Origin of the sequence: Actinacidiphila glaucinigra, assembly GCF_035918135.1 — a bacterium.
GTDB classification, from domain to species: domain Bacteria; phylum Actinomycetota; class Actinomycetes; order Streptomycetales; family Streptomycetaceae; genus Actinacidiphila; species Actinacidiphila glaucinigra.
Window position 1 is genome coordinate 4116548 of record NZ_CP109144.1, and the last position, 17447, is coordinate 4133994.

A 17447-nucleotide genomic window follows, 5' to 3' on the forward strand; every position below is an offset into this window, starting at 1 on the left:
CACCCCAGCCGTCGCGGCGGGCGCCGGAGCGGATCCGGCGCCCGGCGCCGCGGCCGGGGCTGCCGCCGATCGTAGTGGGCCCGCCGGGCGGGACCCGGGCCGGCGGCGGGGTGCCGCCGGCCCGGGTCCCGCCCGGGGTCAGCCCCCGGCGCCCAGCAGTTCGACGCGCGCCTGCTCCGGGAAGCCCACCCGGCGGGCGAACTCGGCGATGCCGGTGAGCTGCTCGGGGCCGAGCGAGAAGTCCAGGGTGGTGAAGTAGCGCTGGAGGGTGCGGGCGTCGAAGGCCTCCCAGCGGGCGGCCTGCTCGGCGACCTTCTCGACCTCCTCCATGCTCAGGTCGCGGGAGGAGAGGAAGGCCCGGTGCACCTCGTGCACCACACCGGGAAGGGACGCCAGGTAGTCGCGGCGGGCGGCCCACACGGCGAAGACGAAGGGCAGCCCCGTCCACTCCTTCCACATCAGCCCGAGGTCGTGGACCTCCAGGCCGAGCAGCGGCGCGTCGTGCAGCGAGGCGCGCAGCGCCGCGTCGCCGATCAGGACCGCGGCCTGGGCCTCCTGCATCATCAGCGAGAGGTCGGGCGGGCAGGTGTAGTACTCGGGCTCGACCCCGTACTGCTCGGCGAGCAGCAGCTGGGCGAGGCGGACCGATGTGCGGCTGGTGGAGCCGAGGGCGACCCGGGCGCCGTCCAGGGCGCTCAGCGGGACCTGGCTCACGATCACGCAGGACATCACCGGGCCGTCGCAGCCGACGGCGATGTCCGGCAGCGCGATCAGTTCGTCGGCGTGCCGGAGGTACTCCATGAGGGTGATCGGACCGACGTCCAGGTCCCCGGAGACGAGCTGGGCGCTGAGCTTCTCGGGCGTGTCCTTGGTCAGCTCCAGGTCGAGCAGGGCACCCGTTCGGGCTAGTCCCCAGTAAAGGGGCACGCAGTTCAGGAACTGGATGTGCCCGACGCGGGGCCGGGTCCGGCGCACACCACTGCCGGATGGAAGAGGCGCAGATTTGTCCACATCAGGAGGCTAGACCCCCGCCCAGGTGAACTTCAGGCGGGTCCCCGCCTCCCACGCCGGGCGGCCGGGGGCCGGCACGGCGTTCACTCTGCGTTCGCGCCTCGCGCGGCGCGAGTGAAATCGGATCTTGTCGCTCTTCCCCGCCGCAGATGCTCCGTGCTACTGTCTTCGCAAGTTGCAGTTTGGTTTCCCTTGCAGTACAGAGCCTGCGGAGCATGTGACCGCGGGCTTTTGTAGTTTTCAGACTTCTTGCAGTGCGCAGGGCAGGTTCTGGAGCAGGGCAACCCTTTGGCCCAAGGAGGGCTTATGGCTACCGGAACCGTCAAGTGGTTCAACGCCGAGAAGGGCTTCGGCTTCATCGCCCAGGACGGCGGCGGCCCCGATGTCTTCGTCCACTACTCCGCGATCAACGCCTCCGGGTTCCGTTCGCTGGAGGAGAACCAGGCGGTGACCTTCGACGTCACCCAGGGTCCGAAGGGCCCGCAGGCGGAGAACGTCGTCCCCGCCTGATCGCGGACTGACGCGCAGTAACCGACGAGCAGTACCCAAGGAGCCCCGCACGAGTCGTGCGGGGCTCCTGCCTTTTGCGTGCGCCCGCCGCGCGGCGCGGATTCACGGGCGGGGCGAGATGGGCCGATTACTCCGTGAATTCCACGGATAACACGGTGAAGCCGCGTTTGGGACTCCGCGCGGGAAACAGGGAAATCGCATCTTCTACGACCGGCCGCAACCACGCCGGCGGTTTCACAGGGGCCGCCGTCCGCGCGCAGGGCACCGTCGGGAACGGGCACCTCGCCGTCCTCGGCGATACCCGCTGCTCCTGCAAGGACCGGGGGCGACGGGTGAGCGTTACTTTCGGTAATCTCACCCAAGGCCCGGGGTATCGGCTTCGTCGAGACCGACGACGACGGCCGCGGCCGGGCAGGTCGTGCGCGTCCGCGGGGCGGAGGCCGCCCGTCGTCCGCCCGTCCACAACCGCCCACCGACCCCGCGGGAACCCACGATGCCCCTGATCCTCACCCTCGCCCGAGGCGTACTGACCGGTCTCGGCAAGCATCCGGCCGCCGACGCGCCGCTGCCCGCCGAGCGGGCGACCGCGCCGGCCGTCCGGGTGGACCCCCGGCGGCTCGCCGCGTACGCCGAGGTGTGCGGGTTCCCCCCTGCGGAACGGCTCCCGCTGACGTATCCGCACGTCCTCGGATTCCCGCTCGCCGCCCGGCTGATGGCCCGGCGGAGCTTCCCGCTTCCGCTGCTCGGCCTGGTGCACACGTGGATCGAGATCGTCCAGCGGCGCCCGCTCCTGCCCGGCGACCGCCCCGACATCGCCGTCCACGCCGAGGAGTTGCGCCCCCACCGGCGCGGCGTCGAAGTCGTGGTCGTCACCGAGGCGTCCGTCGGCGGGGAGGTCGTCTGGCGTGACCGCAGCGGCTATCTCGCACGGACCCGCACGGGCGCTGCGGAGGGCGGGGGCACGACCGGCGGCGGCACCGCGGGCGCCGAGGGGCCGGGACTTCCCGGCGTGGCGGAGTGGCGGCTCCCCGCCGGCCTCGGGCGCCGGCACGCGGCCGTGTCCGGCGACTGGAACCCGATCCACGTCCACCCGCTGACCGCTCGGCCGCTCGGCTTCCCGCGCGCCATCGCCCACGGGATGTGGACCGTCGCCCGCTGCGCCGCGGAGGCCGTCCCCACGGACGCCGAAACGGTCACCCTGCGGGCGGAGTTCAAGGCTCCCGTCCTGCTGCCCGGCACCGTCACCTACGCGGCATCGGACGGGGACGCCTCCGAGCCGGGCCGGGTGCGGAACTTCGCCGTCCGCTCCGGGGACCGGATACACCTCACCGGAACCGTCGGTCCCTAGGCCGTGCCGGGCGTCCGGGCACGGGCGAGCAGGGCCTCCGGGCCGAGCCAGGCGAAGTTCATCAGGGTCGCGGCGGTGTCCTTGGGCTCGGAACGATCGCCGGACGCGGGCGGCGCGCCGCCTGCCCGGTCGGCCGGCGACTCCGCGGCGCCGACCAGCGCGTGGGCGAGGGCGGCGTCGCAGCCCGCCTCACGGGCGGCGGCCGCGAACAGCCCCGCCACGTACTCCACGAGCCCCTCGCGCAGGACGTCCACCTCGGCCGCGAAGGGCTCGCCGGTGGTGCGCGCCTGACGGTGGAGGACGGCCCAGCCGAGGAGCCCGCTCCACAGCCGCCGCTCGGGGGACTCCCCGGCGTCCAACGCGCCGGTCACCGCCGAGGACAGGGCGACGGCCTCACGCCGAACGCAGGCAGTGAAGAGCTCTTCCTCGGAGGTCAGGTGGAGGTACAGCAACGGCTTGCCGACGCCCGCCCGTTCGGCGATCCCGTCCATGGAGGCGGCCCGGTGGCCCAGGCGTCCGAAGCCGGCGACCGCCGCGTCGAGCATCTGCCGTTCGCGGACCTCTTCGGGCAGGCGCCTGCGGGTCACCCGCCCCTCGCCCCGGCCCCCCGGGTGTGTCAGCTGCTCTGCGCCGCCGCGCGCGCGGCGTCGTCCGCCTCGTCCTCCTGGGCGGCGTTGGCGGCGAGGTTGGCCTTGGTGCGCTCCACGCGCGCGGAGACCTGCACGGAGGCCGCCTCTCGGGCTCCGCGCAGCACGACGAAGCTGAGCGGCGCGCTGATCACCAGCGCGAGCAGCATCACCCACAGCAGGTTGGAGTCGCCGAGGCCGGAGGGCAGTACGCGGACGTAGACCAGGCCCCAGATCACCAGGAAGCAGGCCGCGAAAAGGCCAAGGCGCATCAGGGAGTAGCGCAGCATGGGGCTCGGCTTCCAGCTCACGGTCGTTGCCACTTCCTTCGTTTCCCTCGTTCCGGCCTGCGGGACGTACCGGACGTACCCGTATCAGTGAAGCACGGGCCCGCGGCGGTCAGGTCAGCGGGAGCCACATGGTGATGTCGTCACGGTCGTCACCTGCGGCGACGCGTATCGCCGCGGGAACGCGCCCGACCTCCTTGTAGCCGGCCGAGGCATAGAAGCGCTCCAGTCCCATGCCGCCGCGGCAGGTGAGCTTCAGCCCCTCCAGGCCGAGGTCGCGGCCGGCCCGCTCCGCCGCCTGCATCAGCTCCCAGCCGTACCCGCGGCCCTGCAGCGACGGGTCGACCATCACGGTGTACAGCCAGGCCCAGTGCCTCATCAGGCGGTGGGTGTTGAAGGTGAGGAAGGTCGAGGCGGCGAGCCGGTCGCCGTCGAACCCGGCGACCATGTGCGCCCTGCCCTCGGACAGCGCCGAGTAGTGCCGTTGGGCTTCGTGGGCGACCTCGGTACGGGTCACGGGCGCGACGAAGCCGACGGCGCCGCCCGCGTTGGTGACGTCGGTCCACAGGGAGACGAGCTGCTCCCGCAGACCGGGGGTGAGCTCGGGGTCGAGGGTGAAGCGCAGTGCCATGGCGCACACCCTAGGCATCGGGGCTGACAGCATTCGACGGGCGTCCGGACGCCGGACGACATCGGGGTTAAGGCAAAGCCTCGGTGCGCCGGGGTGCGCGAGGGTGCGCCGGGGCGCGCCGCCGTCACACGGCGACGCACCCTCGGTTCCGTCTCGCAGGCGGTCTCACACGCGCATCGGCTGCGGCGACTCGCGGCGCGCCGCGTCGGGACCCGGGTACTCGCGGATGATCTCGTACCGGGTGTTGCGCTCGACGGGACGGAAGCCCGCGTCCTGGATGAGCTCCAGCAGGTCGTCCCGGGTGAGCTTGTTGGGCGTCCCGTAGTTGTCGGCGTCGTGCGTGATCTTGTACTCGACGACCGAGCCGTCCATGTCGTCCGCGCCGTGCTGCAGCGCCAGCTGGGCGGTCTGCACGCCGTGCATGACCCAGAACACCTTCACGTGCGGCACGTTGTCGAACAGCAGCCGGGAGACCGCGAAGGTCTTCAGCGCCTCCGCGCCGCTGGCCATCGTGGTGCGCGCCTGGAGGGTGTTGCGGACCTTGCCGTCCTTAAGGTCCACGAAGTCGTGCTGGTAGCGCAGCGGGATGAAGACCTGGAAGCCGCCGGTCTCGTCCTGCAGCTCGCGCAGCCGCAGCACATGGTCCACCCGGTGCCGGGGCTCCTCGATGTGCCCGTACAGCATGGTGCACGGGGTCTTGAGGCCCTTCTCGTGCGCCAGGCGGTGGATGCGCGACCAGTCCTCCCAGTGGGTGCGGTGGTCGACGATGTGCTGCCGCACCTCCCAGTCGAAGATCTCGGCGCCGCCGCCGGTCAGCGACTCCAGGCCGGCCTCGATGAGCTCGTCCAGGATCTCGCTCGCGCTCATCCCGGAGATCGTCTCGAAATGGTGGATCTCGGTGGCGGTGAACGCCTTCAGCGAGACGTCCGGCAGCGCCTCCTTGAGCGCCTTCAGCGAGCGCGGGTAGTAGCGCCACGGCAGCGTCGGGTGGAGGCCGTTGACGATGTGGAGCTCGGTGAGGCTGTCGCCCTCCATCTCCTTCGCCAGCCGGACGGCCTCCTCGATGCGCATCGTGTAGGCGTCCTTCTCCCCCGGCTTGCGCTGGAAGGAGCAGTACGCGCAGGAGGCGGTGCAGACGTTGGTCATGTTGAGGTGGCGGTTGACGTTGAAGTGGACGACGTCACCGTTCTTCCGCGTCCGCACGTGGTGGGCGAGACCGCCCAGCCAGGCGAGATCGTCGGACTCGTAGAGGGCGATGCCGTCCTCGCGGGTCAGCCGTTCACCCGCGTAGACCTTCTCCTCCAGTTCGCGCTTGAGCCCCGCGTCCATCGTCCGCCTCGCCTTCACCATCCGAAATCGACCGTTCGACCTTACGCCTAGATGCTCTCGGGGAGTTCCCCGACCCGGTTCTCCCACTTCGTGGAGAGCACGACCGTGGTGCGGGTGCGGGCGACGCCCTTGGTGCCGGACAGCCTGCGGATCGTGTGCTCCAGGCCGTCCACGTCGGGGACCCGCACCTTGAGCATGTACGAGTCGTCGCCGGCGATGAACCAGCAGTCCTCGATCTCGTGCAGGTCGCGCAGCCGGGTGGCCACGTCCTCGTGGTCGGCGGCGTCGCTGAGCTGCAGGCCCACCAGAGCGGTCACCCCGAGGCCGAGGGCCGCGGGGTGGATCGTGGCGCGGTAGCCGGTGATCACTCCGGCCTGCTCCAGCCGGTTGATCCGGTCGGTGACGCTCGGTCCGGACAGGCCCACCAGCCGGCCCAGCTCGGCGTACGAGGCCCGGCCGTTCTCACGGAGGGCCTGGATGAGCTGCCTGTCCACCGCGTCCATCAGACTGGACCCCTTCATTCATGCCACGACTGAGCTGTCAGGACAAGAATCTAAGGCATCCACGGGGATGTGCCCTGCGCATCAATCCGCGGCAGCCCCGTCGACCCCGGCCCCGGCGGCGCCCAGCTCGCCCTCCCAGCGCCGGTACAGCTTGTGCGGCACCTGTACGGCGTCCAGCACCCGGCCCGCGACGAAGTCGACCAGGTCCTGGATGTCCCTGGCCCCCGCGTAGAAGGCGGGCGAGGCCGGGAGCACCACGGCGCCCGCGTCGTCCAGCGCGACCAGGTGCCGCAGGGTCTGTCCGCCGAGCGGCGTCTCCCGTACGGCGACGACCAGCGGCCGCCGCTCCTTCAGGGTCACGCTCGCCACCCGCTGCAGCAGGTCCTTGGAGAGCCCGAGGGCGACGCCCGCCACGCAGGCCGTGCTCGCCGGCACGATCAGCATCCCCCTGACCGGGTACGAACCCGAGCTCGGCCCCGCCGCGAGGTCCCCGGCGGACCAGTACCGCACCCGGCTCAGATCGGTCTCGAACCGGTCCGGGGTGCCGTCCGCGCCGCGGGCCAGCCAGCGGGCCAGGTCCTCGCGCCAGTGGGCGTCCCGGAAGGGCGCCCCGGTCTCGTCCAGGACGGTGAGCCGGGCGGCCCGGCTGACCACCAGGTCCACCGCCTCACCGGCGTGCAGCAGCGCCCGCAGCACCGCCGCGGCGTACGGCGTCCCGGAGGCCCCGGAGACCCCGACCACCCACGGTGCCCCGCGTTCGCTGTCGTCCATGCCGCGAGCCTATCCGGCCACTCGTACAACCTTCCGGCCACCTCGCGGGTCCTTCAACCGTTCCTGTACCGATCGAGGAGAACACCATCAACGCCATGCGCAAGGGGATCGCCGCCGCCGGCTGCGCCGCCTTCATCGCCACCACCGCCAGCGCGTGCGGCACCGCCGAGAACCTGAGCGCCGGTGCCAAGCTCCAGCAGGCGGTGGACCGGCTCGGCGAGCAGAAGGCCGTCACGTTGTCGGTGGGCCTCGACGGCAATGAACAGCAGATCTGGTCCGCGCTGAAGGGATCGGACGGGTTCACCCGGGAAAACGCCGAACTGCTCGCCGGTATCGACGTGTCGCTGTCCGTGAGCGCCGCCAAACCGCTGAAGGACGTCAAGGAGGGCGGCGCCTCGCTGGCGCTGCGGATCTCGCTCGGCCGGGGCAAGGACCTGCTGGAGGTCCGCGGTCTGGCGGGCGGGAAGACCTACCTGCGGTTGGACCTGAGGCGGTTCATGTCGCTCGCCGGCGATCTCGGCACCGGGAAGAGCAAGGGCGACATGGCGCAGATCCAGCAGTTCCTGGACGCCGCCGACGACCTGCCCTCCTCGTACAAGTCGGTCAAGGACGCGCTCGGCGGCAAGTGGGTCTCCGTCGACCCCAAGGCCTTCCAGGAGTTCGCCATGAGCATGGGCGAGAACGGCCCCGCCGGCTCGCCTCTCCCGGACACCCCGGAACTGGACGCCGGGACGCAGAAGCGGGTCACCAAGGCACTGCGCCGGGCCCTGGAGAGCAACGCGAAGTTCGCCGACGCCGGCAGCAAGGACGGCGCCGACATCGTCAAGGTCACCGTCCCCGCGGGGAAGACGGCCGACGCGCTCGCCGACGCCCTGGAGCCGCTGGCGGACCAGCTGCCCGAGGGGGTCTCGCCCTCCGACCTGAAGGACGTGCCCGACAAGGACGTCACCGTGGACGTGGCCGTCAAGGACGGCACGCTGTCGGGGATCAGCCTCGACCTCGACCAGTTCGACTCCGGTGACGAGATCCACGGCGCGCTGCCGCTGACCGTCGGCTTCGCCCCCGACGCGGCGCCCGTCGCCGCCCCGGCCGGCGCCACCCCGCTCAACCCCCAGGACGTCATGGGCGCCATGATGCAGTTCATGATGGGCGGAATGGACGAGTAGGCCCGGGAACCGCCACCGATGCCCTTGTCGTTGTCTACCGTGAGGAAGCCTGGCCGGACAGGCGGGCGGTGGACAACCACGAGGGGGGACCTGTGGCGTACGAACCCGTCGCCGGACATGACGCCGGCGACGCCCGGCGGCGCGTCCGCGGCAACGCCGTGCCGGGTCCCGGAGACCGTGCGAAGACCGCCGCGGCGGTCATGTTCATCTGGGTGGGGCTGCTCTGGCTGATCGAGTGCGTCGACGTGATGACCCATCACGCGCTCGACACCTTCGGCATCGTGCCGCAGCAGATCGGCGAGCTGCGCGACATCATCCCGGCCGCGTTCGTCCACTTCGGCTTCGACCACGTGGCCGCCAACAGCCTGCCGCTGCTGGTGCTGGGCTTCCTCGCGGGGCTGCGCGGCATCGGCCGCCTGCTGAGCGTGGTCTTCGTCATCATCATGACGAGCGGCGGCGGGGTCTGGCTGGTGGCCCCGCCGCACACCAACACCGCGGGCGCCTCCGGTGTCGTCTTCGGCCTGTTCGGCTACCTGCTGGTGCGCGGCTTCGTCGACCGGCGCCTGATCGACATCGCGGTCGGCCTGATCGTCGCGGTGGCGTACGGCTCGATCCTGTGGGGTGTCCTGCCCACCGCGCAGGGGGTCTCCTGGCAGGGTCACCTCTTCGGCCTCGTCGGCGGCGTCGTGGGCGCGTTCCTCTTCCGGGACCGCCCCGCCGACGGGTTGATCAGATGACGCCGTAGGATCCCGGGAACGAAGCGACGGGGGGCGGTTCTCCATGACCGATTTCAGCAAGCACGAGGACGTACCACCGCGGGACACGGCACCGCCCGTGCCGCCGCAGGGGCAGGCGCAGGGTCCCCACGCCGTACCGTCGCCGCCACCGCCGTACCAGCCGCCCGCCCCGCCGCCGCCCCCGTACGGCCACGGCTACGCGCACGGGCCGCTGCCGTACCCGCCCCCGCCGGTGCGGCCGCCCACCACGCCGGCGATGTGGGCCCACCTGGGCGCGCTGCTCACCCTGGTGGCGGGGAGCAGCGTCTGCTGCATCGGCTGGGCGCTGGCCTGGGTGGCCCCGCTGGTCATCCGCTCCAACCAGCACAACAAGCACGACCCCTTCATCCGGCACCACGCCGCCCAGGCGATCAACTACGGCATCACCACGGCCATCGTGGGCCTGCTCGCCGTGGCCGGTTACGTCGGCGGCCTGGTCGGCCTTGCCGCGTACGACGACGGCAGCCCGGGCTGGCTGCCCGTCGCGGCCTTCGGCCTGCTGGCCGTGGCCGGGCTGCACCTGCTGGCCGGGCTGATCCTCTGCATCATCGGCAGCACCAAGGCCAACGGCGGCCAGTGGTGGAGCTACCCGAAGTTCTTCGCCCTGCCGTTCGTACGCGGCTGAGCGGTCGCGGCCGGAGCGGCCCGGGCGTCAGACGCCCAGGCCGCGCACCGCGAGGTCCAGCAGGGCGCAGAGGAACAGCGCCATGCCGATGAAGCCGTTGACGGTGAAGAACGCCCGGTTGAGCCTGCTGAGGTCGCCGGGCTTCACGATGCTGTGCTCGTAGACGAAGGCGCCGCCCACGATCAGCATGCCGACCCACCAGAAGGCCCCGGCGCCGACCGCGAGTCCGTACCAGACGAGCAGCACGGTCGTCACCACATGGCTCACCCGCGCCCCGTACAGCGCGCCGTCGACGCCGAAGCGGGCCGGCACCGAGCGCACCCCGTGGGCGCGGTCGGCGGCGACGTCCTGGCAGGCGAAGATGAGGTCGAAGCCGCCGATCCACACGCCCACCGCGAGGCCGAGGACGACGGCGTCCCACGACCAGGAGCCGGAGACCGCGAGCCAGGCGCCGACCGGGCCCATCGCCTGGGCGAGGCCGAGGATCGCGTGCGGGTAGTCCGTGAACCGCTTGCCGTACGGGTAGACCACCATCGGGACCACCGCGATCGGCGCAAGCGCCAGGCACAGCGGGTTGAGCAGCGCCGCGGCGCCCAGGAAGAACACCACGGCGATCAGCGCGCCGGTCCACGCCGAGCGCACGGACACGGCGCCGGTGACCAGTTCGCGTCCCGCGGTGCGGGGGTTGCGGGCGTCGATCTCGCGGTCGATGATCCGGTTGCAGGCCATCGCGAAGGTGCGCAGGCCGACCATGGCGACGGTGATCAGGAGGAGCTGCCACCAGTGGACGGACCGGTCCTCGGCGAACATCGCGCTGAGCGCGGCGATGTAGGCGAAGGGCAGGGCGAAGACCGAGTGCTCGATCATCACCAGCCGCAGGAACGCCCGGACCTTGCCGTCCGGACGGGGAGAGGGTCCGAAGAGATCCGGGGTCGCGGATTCGGCGCTCACAGGCCGTACTCCTTCCAGCGGCGGTCGACCGTCGCGGCGGTCTCCGGGTCGGAGAGCACCATCTCGGGCCAGCCGCCGTCGCGGGTGTAGCCCTCCTCGGGCAGCTTCCGGGTCGCGTCGATGCCCGCCTTGCCACCCCAGAACTGCTGGTACGAGGAGTGGTCGAGGTGGTCCACGGGACCCTCGACGACCGACAGGTCGCGGGCGTAGTCGGTGTTGCCCAGCGCCCGCCAGGCGACCTCGTGCAGGTCGTGCACGTCGCAGTCGGCGTCGACCACGACGATCAGCTTGGTCAGCGACATCATGTGCGCGCCCCAGATGGCGTGCATGACCTTCTGGGCGTGCTTGGGGTACTTCTTGTCGATCGAGACGATCGCGCAGTTGTGGAAGCCGCCCGCCTCCGGCAGGTGGTAGTCCACGATGTCCGGCACGATGACCTTCAGCAGCGGCAGGAAGAAGCGCTCGGTGGCCCGGCCCAGCGGGCCGTCCTCGGTCGGCGGCCGGCCCACCACGATGGACTGCAGCAGCGGGCGCTTGCGCATCGTCACGCAGTCGATGGTCAGGGCCGGGAAGGGCTCCTGCGGGGTGTAGAAGCCCGTGTGGTCGCCGAACGGCCCCTCGGGCAGCATCTTCCCGGGCTCCAGCCAGCCCTCCAGGACCACCTCGGCCTGGGCTGGCACCTGCAGCGGCACGGTCTTGCAGTCGACCATCTCGATACGCCTGCCCCCGACGAAGCCGGCGAGGAGGTACTCGTCGATGTCGCCCGGCAGCGGCGCGGTGGAGGCGTACGTCACGGCGGGCGGGCAGCCGAAGGCGATGGCCACGGGCAGGCGTTCGCCGCGGCGCTGGGCCACCTGGTAGTGGTTGCGGCTGTCCTTGTGGATCTGCCAGTGCATGCCGATGGTGCGGCGGTCGTGCCGCTGCAGCCGGTACAGGCCCAGGTTGCGGACGCCGGTCTCGGGGTCCTTGGTGTGCGTCAGGCCGAGGTTGAAGAAGGAGCCGCCGTCCTCGGGCCAGGTGAACAGCGCGGGCAGCGCGTCCAGGTCGACGTCGTCGCCGGTGAGCACGACCTCCTGGACGGGGGCGTCCTTCACCTTCCTCGGCGGTACGTGCGTCATCCCGGCGAGCTTGCCGAAGGCCTCGCGCACGCCGACGAAGCCGTGCGGCAGCTCCGGCTTGAGCAGCCCGCCGATGCGGTCGCCGATGTCGGCGTAGGACTTCAGGCCGAGCGCCTTCAGCAGCCGCCGGTCGGTGCCGTAGACGTTCATCGCCAGGGGCATCGAGGAGCCCTTGACGTTCTCGAACAGCAGCGCCGGGCCGCCCGCCTTGTTGACGCGGTCGACGATCTCACCGACCTCCAGGTACGGGTCGACCTCTGCCTTGACGCGCTTGAGGTCCCCCTCCTTCTCCAGGGCCCTCAGCAGCGAGCGAAGATCGTCGTAAGCCATGCGGTCCAGTATCCGGCACGGACTACCCTGTACCCGTCACCGGGGCCCTGCCGCGCCCCGCCGCCGCTGCCTGGGGGGCACTCCCGCGATGATCCGGTACATCCCGTTCCTGCTGGTGCTGGCGTTGTGGATCTACGCCTTCATCGACTGCCTCAACACGCCCGAGGAGCAGGTGCGTGGCCTCCCCAAGGTCGTCTGGGTCATCGTCATCCTGCTCTTCGGCGAGGTGCTGATCGGCCCGATCGCCTGGCTGGTGGCCGGCAAGCACCGCACGGCCCCGGCGGGCGGGAGCACGCCCGCGGAGTGGCACCGCAACCACCGCACGCAGTGGGTCGCGCCGGACGACAACCCGGAGTTCCTCTCCTCGCTCCGTGAGGAGAACAAGAAGGACGAGCAGCTGCTGAAGAGCTGGGAGGCCGACCTGCGGCGCCGCGAGGAGGAGCTGCGGGAACGCGAGAGCGGCTCCGGCGACGGCCAGGACAACCAGCCCCGCGGCTGATCCTGCGGCACACTGCCGTCATGGACGACGCACGGACGATGCTGGCGACGGCCGTCGCGGAGGCCCGGGCGGGCCTCGCGGAGGGCGGTATCCCGATCGGGGCGGCGCTGTACGGCCCGGACGGCCGCACGGTGCTGGGTCGCGGCCGCAACCGCCGTGTGCAGGACGGCGACCCGTCCATGCACGGCGAGACGGCGGCGTTCCGCGCGGCCGGGCGGCAGCGCACCTACCGCGGCACGACGATGGTGACCACGCTGTCGCCGTGCTGGTACTGCAGCGGCCTGGTCCGGCAGTTCGGGATCTCCCGGGTGGTCATCGGCGAGGCCCGCACCTTCCACGGCGGCCACGACTGGCTGGCGGAGCACGGCGTGGAGATCGTCCTGCTGGACGACCCGGAGTGCGTCGCCCTGATGACGGACTTCGTCGCGGCCCGTCCCGACCTGTGGAACGAGGACATCGGCGCGTGATCCCCGCCCTCGGCCTCGGGCCGTGGCTCACCGGTGACGCCGCCGCCCGGGCCCGTGGGCGGGCACGCGTACGAGCCGGTGGACTCGCACGCGTGCCCGCGGGCGGCGGGCGAAGCCGGACGCGATCGGCCTGGGCCGAGCCCGGGCCGGGAGGTCAGACGCCGGCGTAGGAGTGCTTGCCGGTGATGAAGATGTTCACGCCGTAGTAGTTGAACAGGAAGCAGGCGAAGGCGAGCAGCGCCAGGTAGGCGGCCTTGCGGCCCTTCCACCCGGCGGTGGCCCGGGCGTGCAGGTAGGCCGCGTAGACCACCCAGGTGATGAAGGACCAGGTCTCCTTGGGGTCCCAGCCCCAGTAGCGGCCCCAGGCCGCCTCGGCCCAGATCGCGCCGGCGATGATCGTGAACGTCCACAGCGGGAAGACCATGGCGTTCACGCGGTACGCGAACTTGTCCAGGCTCGCGGCCGACGGCAGGCGGTACATGATGTTCGCCCAGGCGCCCTCGTTGCTGCTGCCCGAGGCCGCGAGGCCGGTCTCGTAGCGGTCGCGGAAGAGGTAGAGCACGTTGGACACCGCGCCCAGGTAGAGCACCGCGCCGGAGATGATGGCGCAGGAGACGTGGATCCACAGCCAGTACGAGTGCAGGGCCGGGACCAGCTGGTCGCTGTCGGTGTAGAGGACCGAGACGGCGAGGCCGAGGTCGAGCAGCACCGAGGTGGTCAGGAAGAGCCCGATCCAGCGCACCTTCTTGCCCAGCAGGAGCAGCACCAGGTAGGCGGTGACCGCCGTGGCGCCGAAGGTGGTGGAGAACTCGTACATGTTGCCCCAGGGGGCGCGCTGCACCGAGACCGCCCGGGCCACGACACCGCCCACGTGCAGCGCCCACGCCAGCACGGTCAGGGACACCGCGATGCGGCCGTACAGGTCGCCCTGCTCGGTGTCGCCGGCCGCGCCGGGACCGTCGGCGAAGCCGCGGTCACTGGCGGAGGCCCGGGTGACGACCTCGGGCCGCGCCAGGGTGGCGGTGCCGCCGCCCTGCTTCACGGTCACGGTGACCGCGGGCGCGGACCCGGCGGCGGGGGCGAGCGCGGCGGAGGTCCTGGCGACCTTGCTGCGGCTGCCGAAGACCCACTCCGCGATGTGCGCGAGGAAGGCCAGCGTGTAGACCGCCATCGCCGAGTAGATCAGTAGGTTGCTGATGTGGGCGACGTTCTCGTTGACCGCGGCAGCGGTGGTCACGCGCGCGCTCCTTCGTCATGGGGCAGGGGTTCTTCTGAGGCTTCGGGGTCCGCCGCGGGCAGCGGCGGGGCCGTGGCCGTGAGGCCGTCGGCGAGTTCGCCCAGCTCGTCGGCGATCCGCGCCGACTCGCTGCGGCCGAGTCCGGCCAGCTCGACGACGGTGGTGCCGTCGTCGCCGCGCACCGCGCGCACCCAGACCCGGCGGCGCTGGATGAACAGCGAGCCGGCCAGGCCGGCGATCGCGGCCACGGAGCTGACCAGCGCCCAGCCGTTGCCGACCTGGTGGGAGACCTGGAAGGTGGCCCAGGTCTTGACGCCGTCGAAGGTGAGCGAGCCGTCGCCGCCGGGCAGCGCGAGGGTCTCCCCCGGCTTCATCGCCTTGCTGACGATCTTGCCGTCGGCGTCCTTGAACTGCTTCATCTTCTTGGTGTCGAGCTGGTACACGTTCTGCGGCAGGCCGGCGTCCACGCCCAGGTCGCCGTGGTAGGCGGTGAGGACCAGCGCCGGGTAGTCCAGGGCCGGGAAGGACGAGTGCGGTCCCTGCTGCGCGTTCAGCGCGAAGGTCGGGGTGAACAGCCCCTGGAAGCCGTACTGGGTCTTCCGGTCGGCGTGGTCGCGGACGTCCATTGCCTTGATCACACCGACCGAGGTCTGGTTGCCGTCCTGCGGAAGGAACGGGACCGGGCCCTGGAAGACGACGTTGCCCTGGCCGTCCTTGACGGTGACGACGGGCGCGTAGCCGTGGCCGATCAGGTAGACCTTGGAGCTGCCCACCTCCAGCGGCTCGTTGACCTCGATCGCGGACTTCGTCTGCTTGCCGCCCGGGCTCGTCCAGTAGCGGATGTTGGCGCGGAAGGTGCGCGGGGTGCCCTTCTGGGGGCCGCTGCGCGCGTACGAGGCGTTGAAGCCGTCCAGCTTGAAGCCGAAGGTGTCCAGGTCGTCAGCGTTGTAGAAGGTGCCCGGCTTGAAGTCGTCGTACTGGGTGAGCGTGTTGTTGAAACCGTCGCCCTCGACGATCAGCTTGCCGCCCTCGGCCTTGAACAGCCCGCCCACCGCGAAGGAGATCAGCAGTCCGAACAGGGCGACGTGGAACAGCAGGTTGCCGGCCTCGCGCAGGAAGCCCTTCTCCGACGCGACCGCCGAGCCGGCGGGCTCGGTGCGGAAGCGGCGGCCGCGCAGCAGGCGCTGCGCTGAGGCGAGCACGGCCTCCGGCTCGGCCTCGGTGCGCCAGGTCGCGTACGCCGGGAGCCGGGTGAGGTTGCGCGGCGCCGCCGGGGGCTTGGCGCGGAGCTGCCCGACGAACTGCCAGCTGCGCGGGACGATGCAGCCCGCGAGGGAGACGAACAGCAGGATGTAGATCGCCGAGAACCACACCGAGCTGTAGACGTTGAACAGCCCGAGCTTCTCGTACAGCGGCGCCACCGTGGTGTGGGCGTCCTTGAAGTTCTGCGCCTTGATCTCGTCGACGCTGGTCTGCGGCACCAGCGAACCGGGGACGGCGGCCAGCGACAGCAGGAAGAGCAGGATCAGCGCCACCCGCATCGAGGTGAGCTGACGCCACGTCCAGCGCACCCACCCCCCGGCCTCGCGGCCGGTCCAGGCGAGCGCGCCGGCCGTGCCCGGCTTGCGGACGCCGCCGAAGGAGCCGGGGACGGCCTGCCCGAGGTCCTCGACGGGCGCGGTCGACAGCTGTGCGCCGGCCGCGCCGAGGTCGGTACCGGCGTCCGCCGCCGCGCCGGGGGGTGCGCCCGCGGTGTCTTTGGAGCTCATGGATCAGATCCCTGGAGTGAAGCCGGACGACCAGATCTGCATCTGGTAGACGATGTGGTCCCACACGCCGGTGACGAGCAGCAGGCCCACGGCGACGAGCATGCCACCGCCGATCCGCATCACCCACACATAGTGGCGCTTGACCCAGCCGAAGGCGCCGAGCGCGCGGCGGAAGGCGACGGCCGCCACGATGAACGGCAGACCGAGGCCGAGGCAGTAGACGGCGGTGAGCAGTGCCCCGCGGCCGGCGCTGGCCTCGTTGAAGGCGAGTGCCTGGACGGCGGCGAGCGTCGGGCCGATGCACGGGGCCCAGCCGATGCCGAAGAGCACCCCGAGCAGCGGCGCCCCCGCCAGCCCCATCGCGGGCCTGCGGTGGAAGCGGAACTCGCGCTGGGTGATCCCGCCCACCAGGCCCATGAACGCCAGGCCCAGGACGATGGTGAGCGCGCCGAGCACCTGGGTGATGACCGCCTTGTGCTGCTGCAGCGTGTAGCCGAAGTTGCCGAACAGCGCGCCGCCGGAGACGAAGACGGCGGTGAAGCCGAGGACGAACAGCGAGGCGCCCGCGAGCATCCGGCCGCGCCGGGCCTCGGCCAGGTCGGTGCCGGTGACGCCGGTCACGTACGACAGGTAGCCGGGGACGAGCGGCAGCACGCACGGCGAGAAGAACGAGACCAGGCCGCCGAGGAGCGCGATCGGCACGGCGGCGAGCAGGGCGCCGTTCATCACGGTCTGGTTGGCACCGGCGGCGAGTGCGCTCACGTCACTTCTCCGCGATCACCGGGTCGAGGACCTCGTGCAGTTCGTCGGCGCCGAGTTCCTTCAGCGCGCGCACCGCGATCTTCCCCTGACGGTCGATGATCAGCGTGGAGGGGATGGCCTGCGGGTTGACACTGCCCTTGGGGAAGCGCAGCACCAGGTCGCCGGACGGGTCGTAGAAGCTCGGGAAGGGGATCGCGAACTCCTTCTCGAAGGCCTTGGCCTGCGCGGTCTGCAGATCCCGCGTGTTGATGCCGAGGAACTGCACGCCCTGGGACTCGGTCTCCTTCGCCACCTTGGCCAGGTGCGGCGCCTCGGCCCGGCAGGGCGGGCACCACGAGCCCCAGATGTTGAGGACGACGACCTTGCCCTTGTGGTCGGCGAGGCTCAGCGGGGCGCCCTCCACGGACTTCCCTCTCAGCTCCGGCGCGGCCACCCGGTGACCCGGCTCGACCGTGGAGATCTCGCCCGTCCCACCGACGTAGTTCGTCCCGGAGCCGGTGCCGTTGGAGGACGCGGTGGAGGTCGAGCAGGCCGTGACGGCCAGCGCGAGCGCGGCTGCCCCGGCGAGTGCGGCGGCACCGCGGAGCGGACGGCGTCGGAGGGCGCGCGTAGGACTCATGTGAAAAGTTTCGCATGAGGCCGGGGGCGATCTTGCGCACCCCCGACACCTTTGCCGAAAGCGGCAAATGCCCCAAGTAAGCGACGGTTAATCGCGGCCCCGGCCAGGTGTG

20 protein-coding genes are annotated in these 17447 nt (G+C 71.5%); 7 read left to right on the top strand and 13 right to left on the bottom strand.

Going from position 1 to position 17447, the window contains the following annotated elements; genetic code table 11:
* Positions 1–138: 138 nt before the first annotated feature.
* Positions 139–975, bottom strand: coding sequence for a menaquinone biosynthetic enzyme MqnA/MqnD family protein (locus tag OIE69_RS18220; protein WP_326572943.1), 837 nt, complete (start codon positions 973–975; stop codon positions 139–141).
* A gap of 342 nt (positions 976–1317) precedes the next feature.
* Here OIE69_RS18220 and OIE69_RS18225 point away from each other — a divergent pair, with 342 nt between their 5' ends.
* Positions 1318–1521, top strand: coding sequence for a cold-shock protein (locus tag OIE69_RS18225; protein WP_018558781.1), 204 nt, complete (start codon positions 1318–1320; stop codon positions 1519–1521).
* Positions 1522–2014: 493 nt separating this feature from the next.
* On the top strand, positions 2015–2869 hold the full coding sequence (locus tag OIE69_RS18230; protein WP_326572944.1) for a MaoC/PaaZ C-terminal domain-containing protein: 855 nt from the start codon (positions 2015–2017) through the stop codon (positions 2867–2869).
* Here the strand turns inward: OIE69_RS18230 and OIE69_RS18235 are convergent.
* From OIE69_RS18235 to OIE69_RS18260, 6 genes are all read right to left on the bottom strand, one after another.
* Positions 2866–3441 carry a TetR/AcrR family transcriptional regulator gene (locus OIE69_RS18235; RefSeq protein ID WP_392567665.1) on the bottom strand — a complete coding sequence of 192 codons (576 nt, stop codon included), beginning with the start codon at positions 3439–3441 and terminating at the stop codon, positions 2866–2868. The two genes, OIE69_RS18230 and OIE69_RS18235, sit on opposite strands and share 4 nt — an antisense overlap.
* Positions 3442–3485: 44 nt before the next feature.
* A complete protein-coding gene (locus OIE69_RS18240) occupies positions 3486–3785 on the bottom strand; it encodes a DUF4229 domain-containing protein (RefSeq protein WP_326581241.1) in 300 nt (99 codons plus the stop codon).
* 109 nt (positions 3786–3894) lie between these two features.
* Positions 3895–4413, bottom strand: a complete 519-nt coding sequence (locus tag OIE69_RS18245; protein WP_326572945.1) for a GNAT family N-acetyltransferase — start codon at positions 4411–4413, stop codon at positions 3895–3897.
* Positions 4414–4578: 165 nt separating this feature from the next.
* On the bottom strand, positions 4579–5742 hold the full coding sequence (gene mqnE / locus OIE69_RS18250; protein ID WP_326581243.1) for an aminofutalosine synthase MqnE: 1164 nt from the start codon (positions 5740–5742) through the stop codon (positions 4579–4581).
* A 47-nt stretch (positions 5743–5789) separates the two neighbouring features.
* Positions 5790–6245, bottom strand: coding sequence for an Lrp/AsnC family transcriptional regulator (locus OIE69_RS18255; RefSeq protein WP_326572946.1), 456 nt, complete (start codon positions 6243–6245; stop codon positions 5790–5792).
* Between the two features lie 81 nt (positions 6246–6326).
* On the bottom strand, positions 6327–7016 hold the full coding sequence (locus OIE69_RS18260; RefSeq protein ID WP_326572947.1) for a UbiX family flavin prenyltransferase: 690 nt from the start codon (positions 7014–7016) through the stop codon (positions 6327–6329).
* Positions 7017–7111: 95 nt separating this feature from the next.
* On the opposite strand from OIE69_RS18260, the gene OIE69_RS18265 reads away from it, so the two are divergent.
* The 3 genes from OIE69_RS18265 to OIE69_RS18275 all read left to right on the top strand — a co-directional run bounded on the left by OIE69_RS18265 (position 7112) and on the right by OIE69_RS18275 (position 9583).
* A complete protein-coding gene (locus tag OIE69_RS18265; protein WP_326572948.1) occupies positions 7112–8182 on the top strand; it encodes a hypothetical protein in 1071 nt (356 codons plus the stop codon).
* Between the two features lie 200 nt (positions 8183–8382).
* Positions 8383–8919, top strand: coding sequence for a rhomboid family intramembrane serine protease (locus OIE69_RS18270; RefSeq protein ID WP_326581245.1), 537 nt, complete (start codon positions 8383–8385; stop codon positions 8917–8919).
* 43 nt (positions 8920–8962) lie between these two features.
* Positions 8963–9583, top strand: a complete 621-nt coding sequence (locus OIE69_RS18275) for a DUF4870 domain-containing protein (RefSeq protein ID WP_326572949.1) — start codon at positions 8963–8965, stop codon at positions 9581–9583.
* A 27-nt stretch (positions 9584–9610) separates the two neighbouring features.
* On the opposite strand, the gene mqnP is transcribed toward OIE69_RS18275, so the two are convergent.
* A complete protein-coding gene (mqnP, locus tag OIE69_RS18280; protein ID WP_089226353.1) occupies positions 9611–10534 on the bottom strand; it encodes a menaquinone biosynthesis prenyltransferase MqnP in 924 nt (307 codons plus the stop codon).
* Positions 10531–11982 (bottom strand): menaquinone biosynthesis decarboxylase, encoded by a 1452-nt coding sequence (locus OIE69_RS18285; protein WP_326572950.1) that lies wholly within the window; start codon positions 11980–11982, stop codon positions 10531–10533. The genes mqnP and OIE69_RS18285 overlap by 4 nt, the downstream gene beginning before the upstream one ends.
* Positions 11983–12070: 88 nt before the next feature.
* On the opposite strand from OIE69_RS18285, the gene OIE69_RS18290 reads away from it, so the two are divergent.
* Together OIE69_RS18290 and OIE69_RS18295 are read left to right on the top strand one after the other, a co-directional pair.
* Positions 12071–12481, top strand: coding sequence for a PLD nuclease N-terminal domain-containing protein (locus OIE69_RS18290; protein WP_326572951.1), 411 nt, complete (start codon positions 12071–12073; stop codon positions 12479–12481).
* Positions 12482–12501: 20 nt separating this feature from the next.
* On the top strand, positions 12502–12948 hold the full coding sequence (locus OIE69_RS18295; protein WP_089226350.1) for a nucleoside deaminase: 447 nt from the start codon (positions 12502–12504) through the stop codon (positions 12946–12948).
* A 154-nt stretch (positions 12949–13102) separates the two neighbouring features.
* Here the strand turns inward: OIE69_RS18295 and ccsB are convergent, their stop codons facing one another.
* Genes ccsB through OIE69_RS18315 form a run of 4 tightly spaced genes read right to left on the bottom strand, consistent with a single transcriptional unit; the run spans position 13103 to position 17335 of the window.
* Positions 13103–14185: a c-type cytochrome biogenesis protein CcsB gene (gene ccsB, locus OIE69_RS18300; protein ID WP_326572952.1), complete on the bottom strand. Its 1083-nt coding sequence runs from the start codon at positions 14183–14185 to the stop codon at positions 13103–13105.
* Positions 14182–15954, bottom strand: a complete 1773-nt coding sequence (gene resB, locus OIE69_RS18305; RefSeq protein WP_326572953.1) for a cytochrome c biogenesis protein ResB — start codon at positions 15952–15954, stop codon at positions 14182–14184. The genes ccsB and resB overlap by 4 nt, the downstream gene beginning before the upstream one ends.
* 3 nt (positions 15955–15957) lie before the next feature.
* Positions 15958–16680, bottom strand: coding sequence for a cytochrome c biogenesis CcdA family protein (locus OIE69_RS18310; RefSeq protein WP_326581247.1), 723 nt, complete (start codon positions 16678–16680; stop codon positions 15958–15960).
* Positions 16681–16717: 37 nt separating this feature from the next.
* Positions 16718–17335: a TlpA family protein disulfide reductase gene (locus OIE69_RS18315; protein ID WP_326572954.1), complete on the bottom strand. Its 618-nt coding sequence runs from the start codon at positions 17333–17335 to the stop codon at positions 16718–16720.
* Positions 17336–17447: the final 112 nt, after the last annotated feature.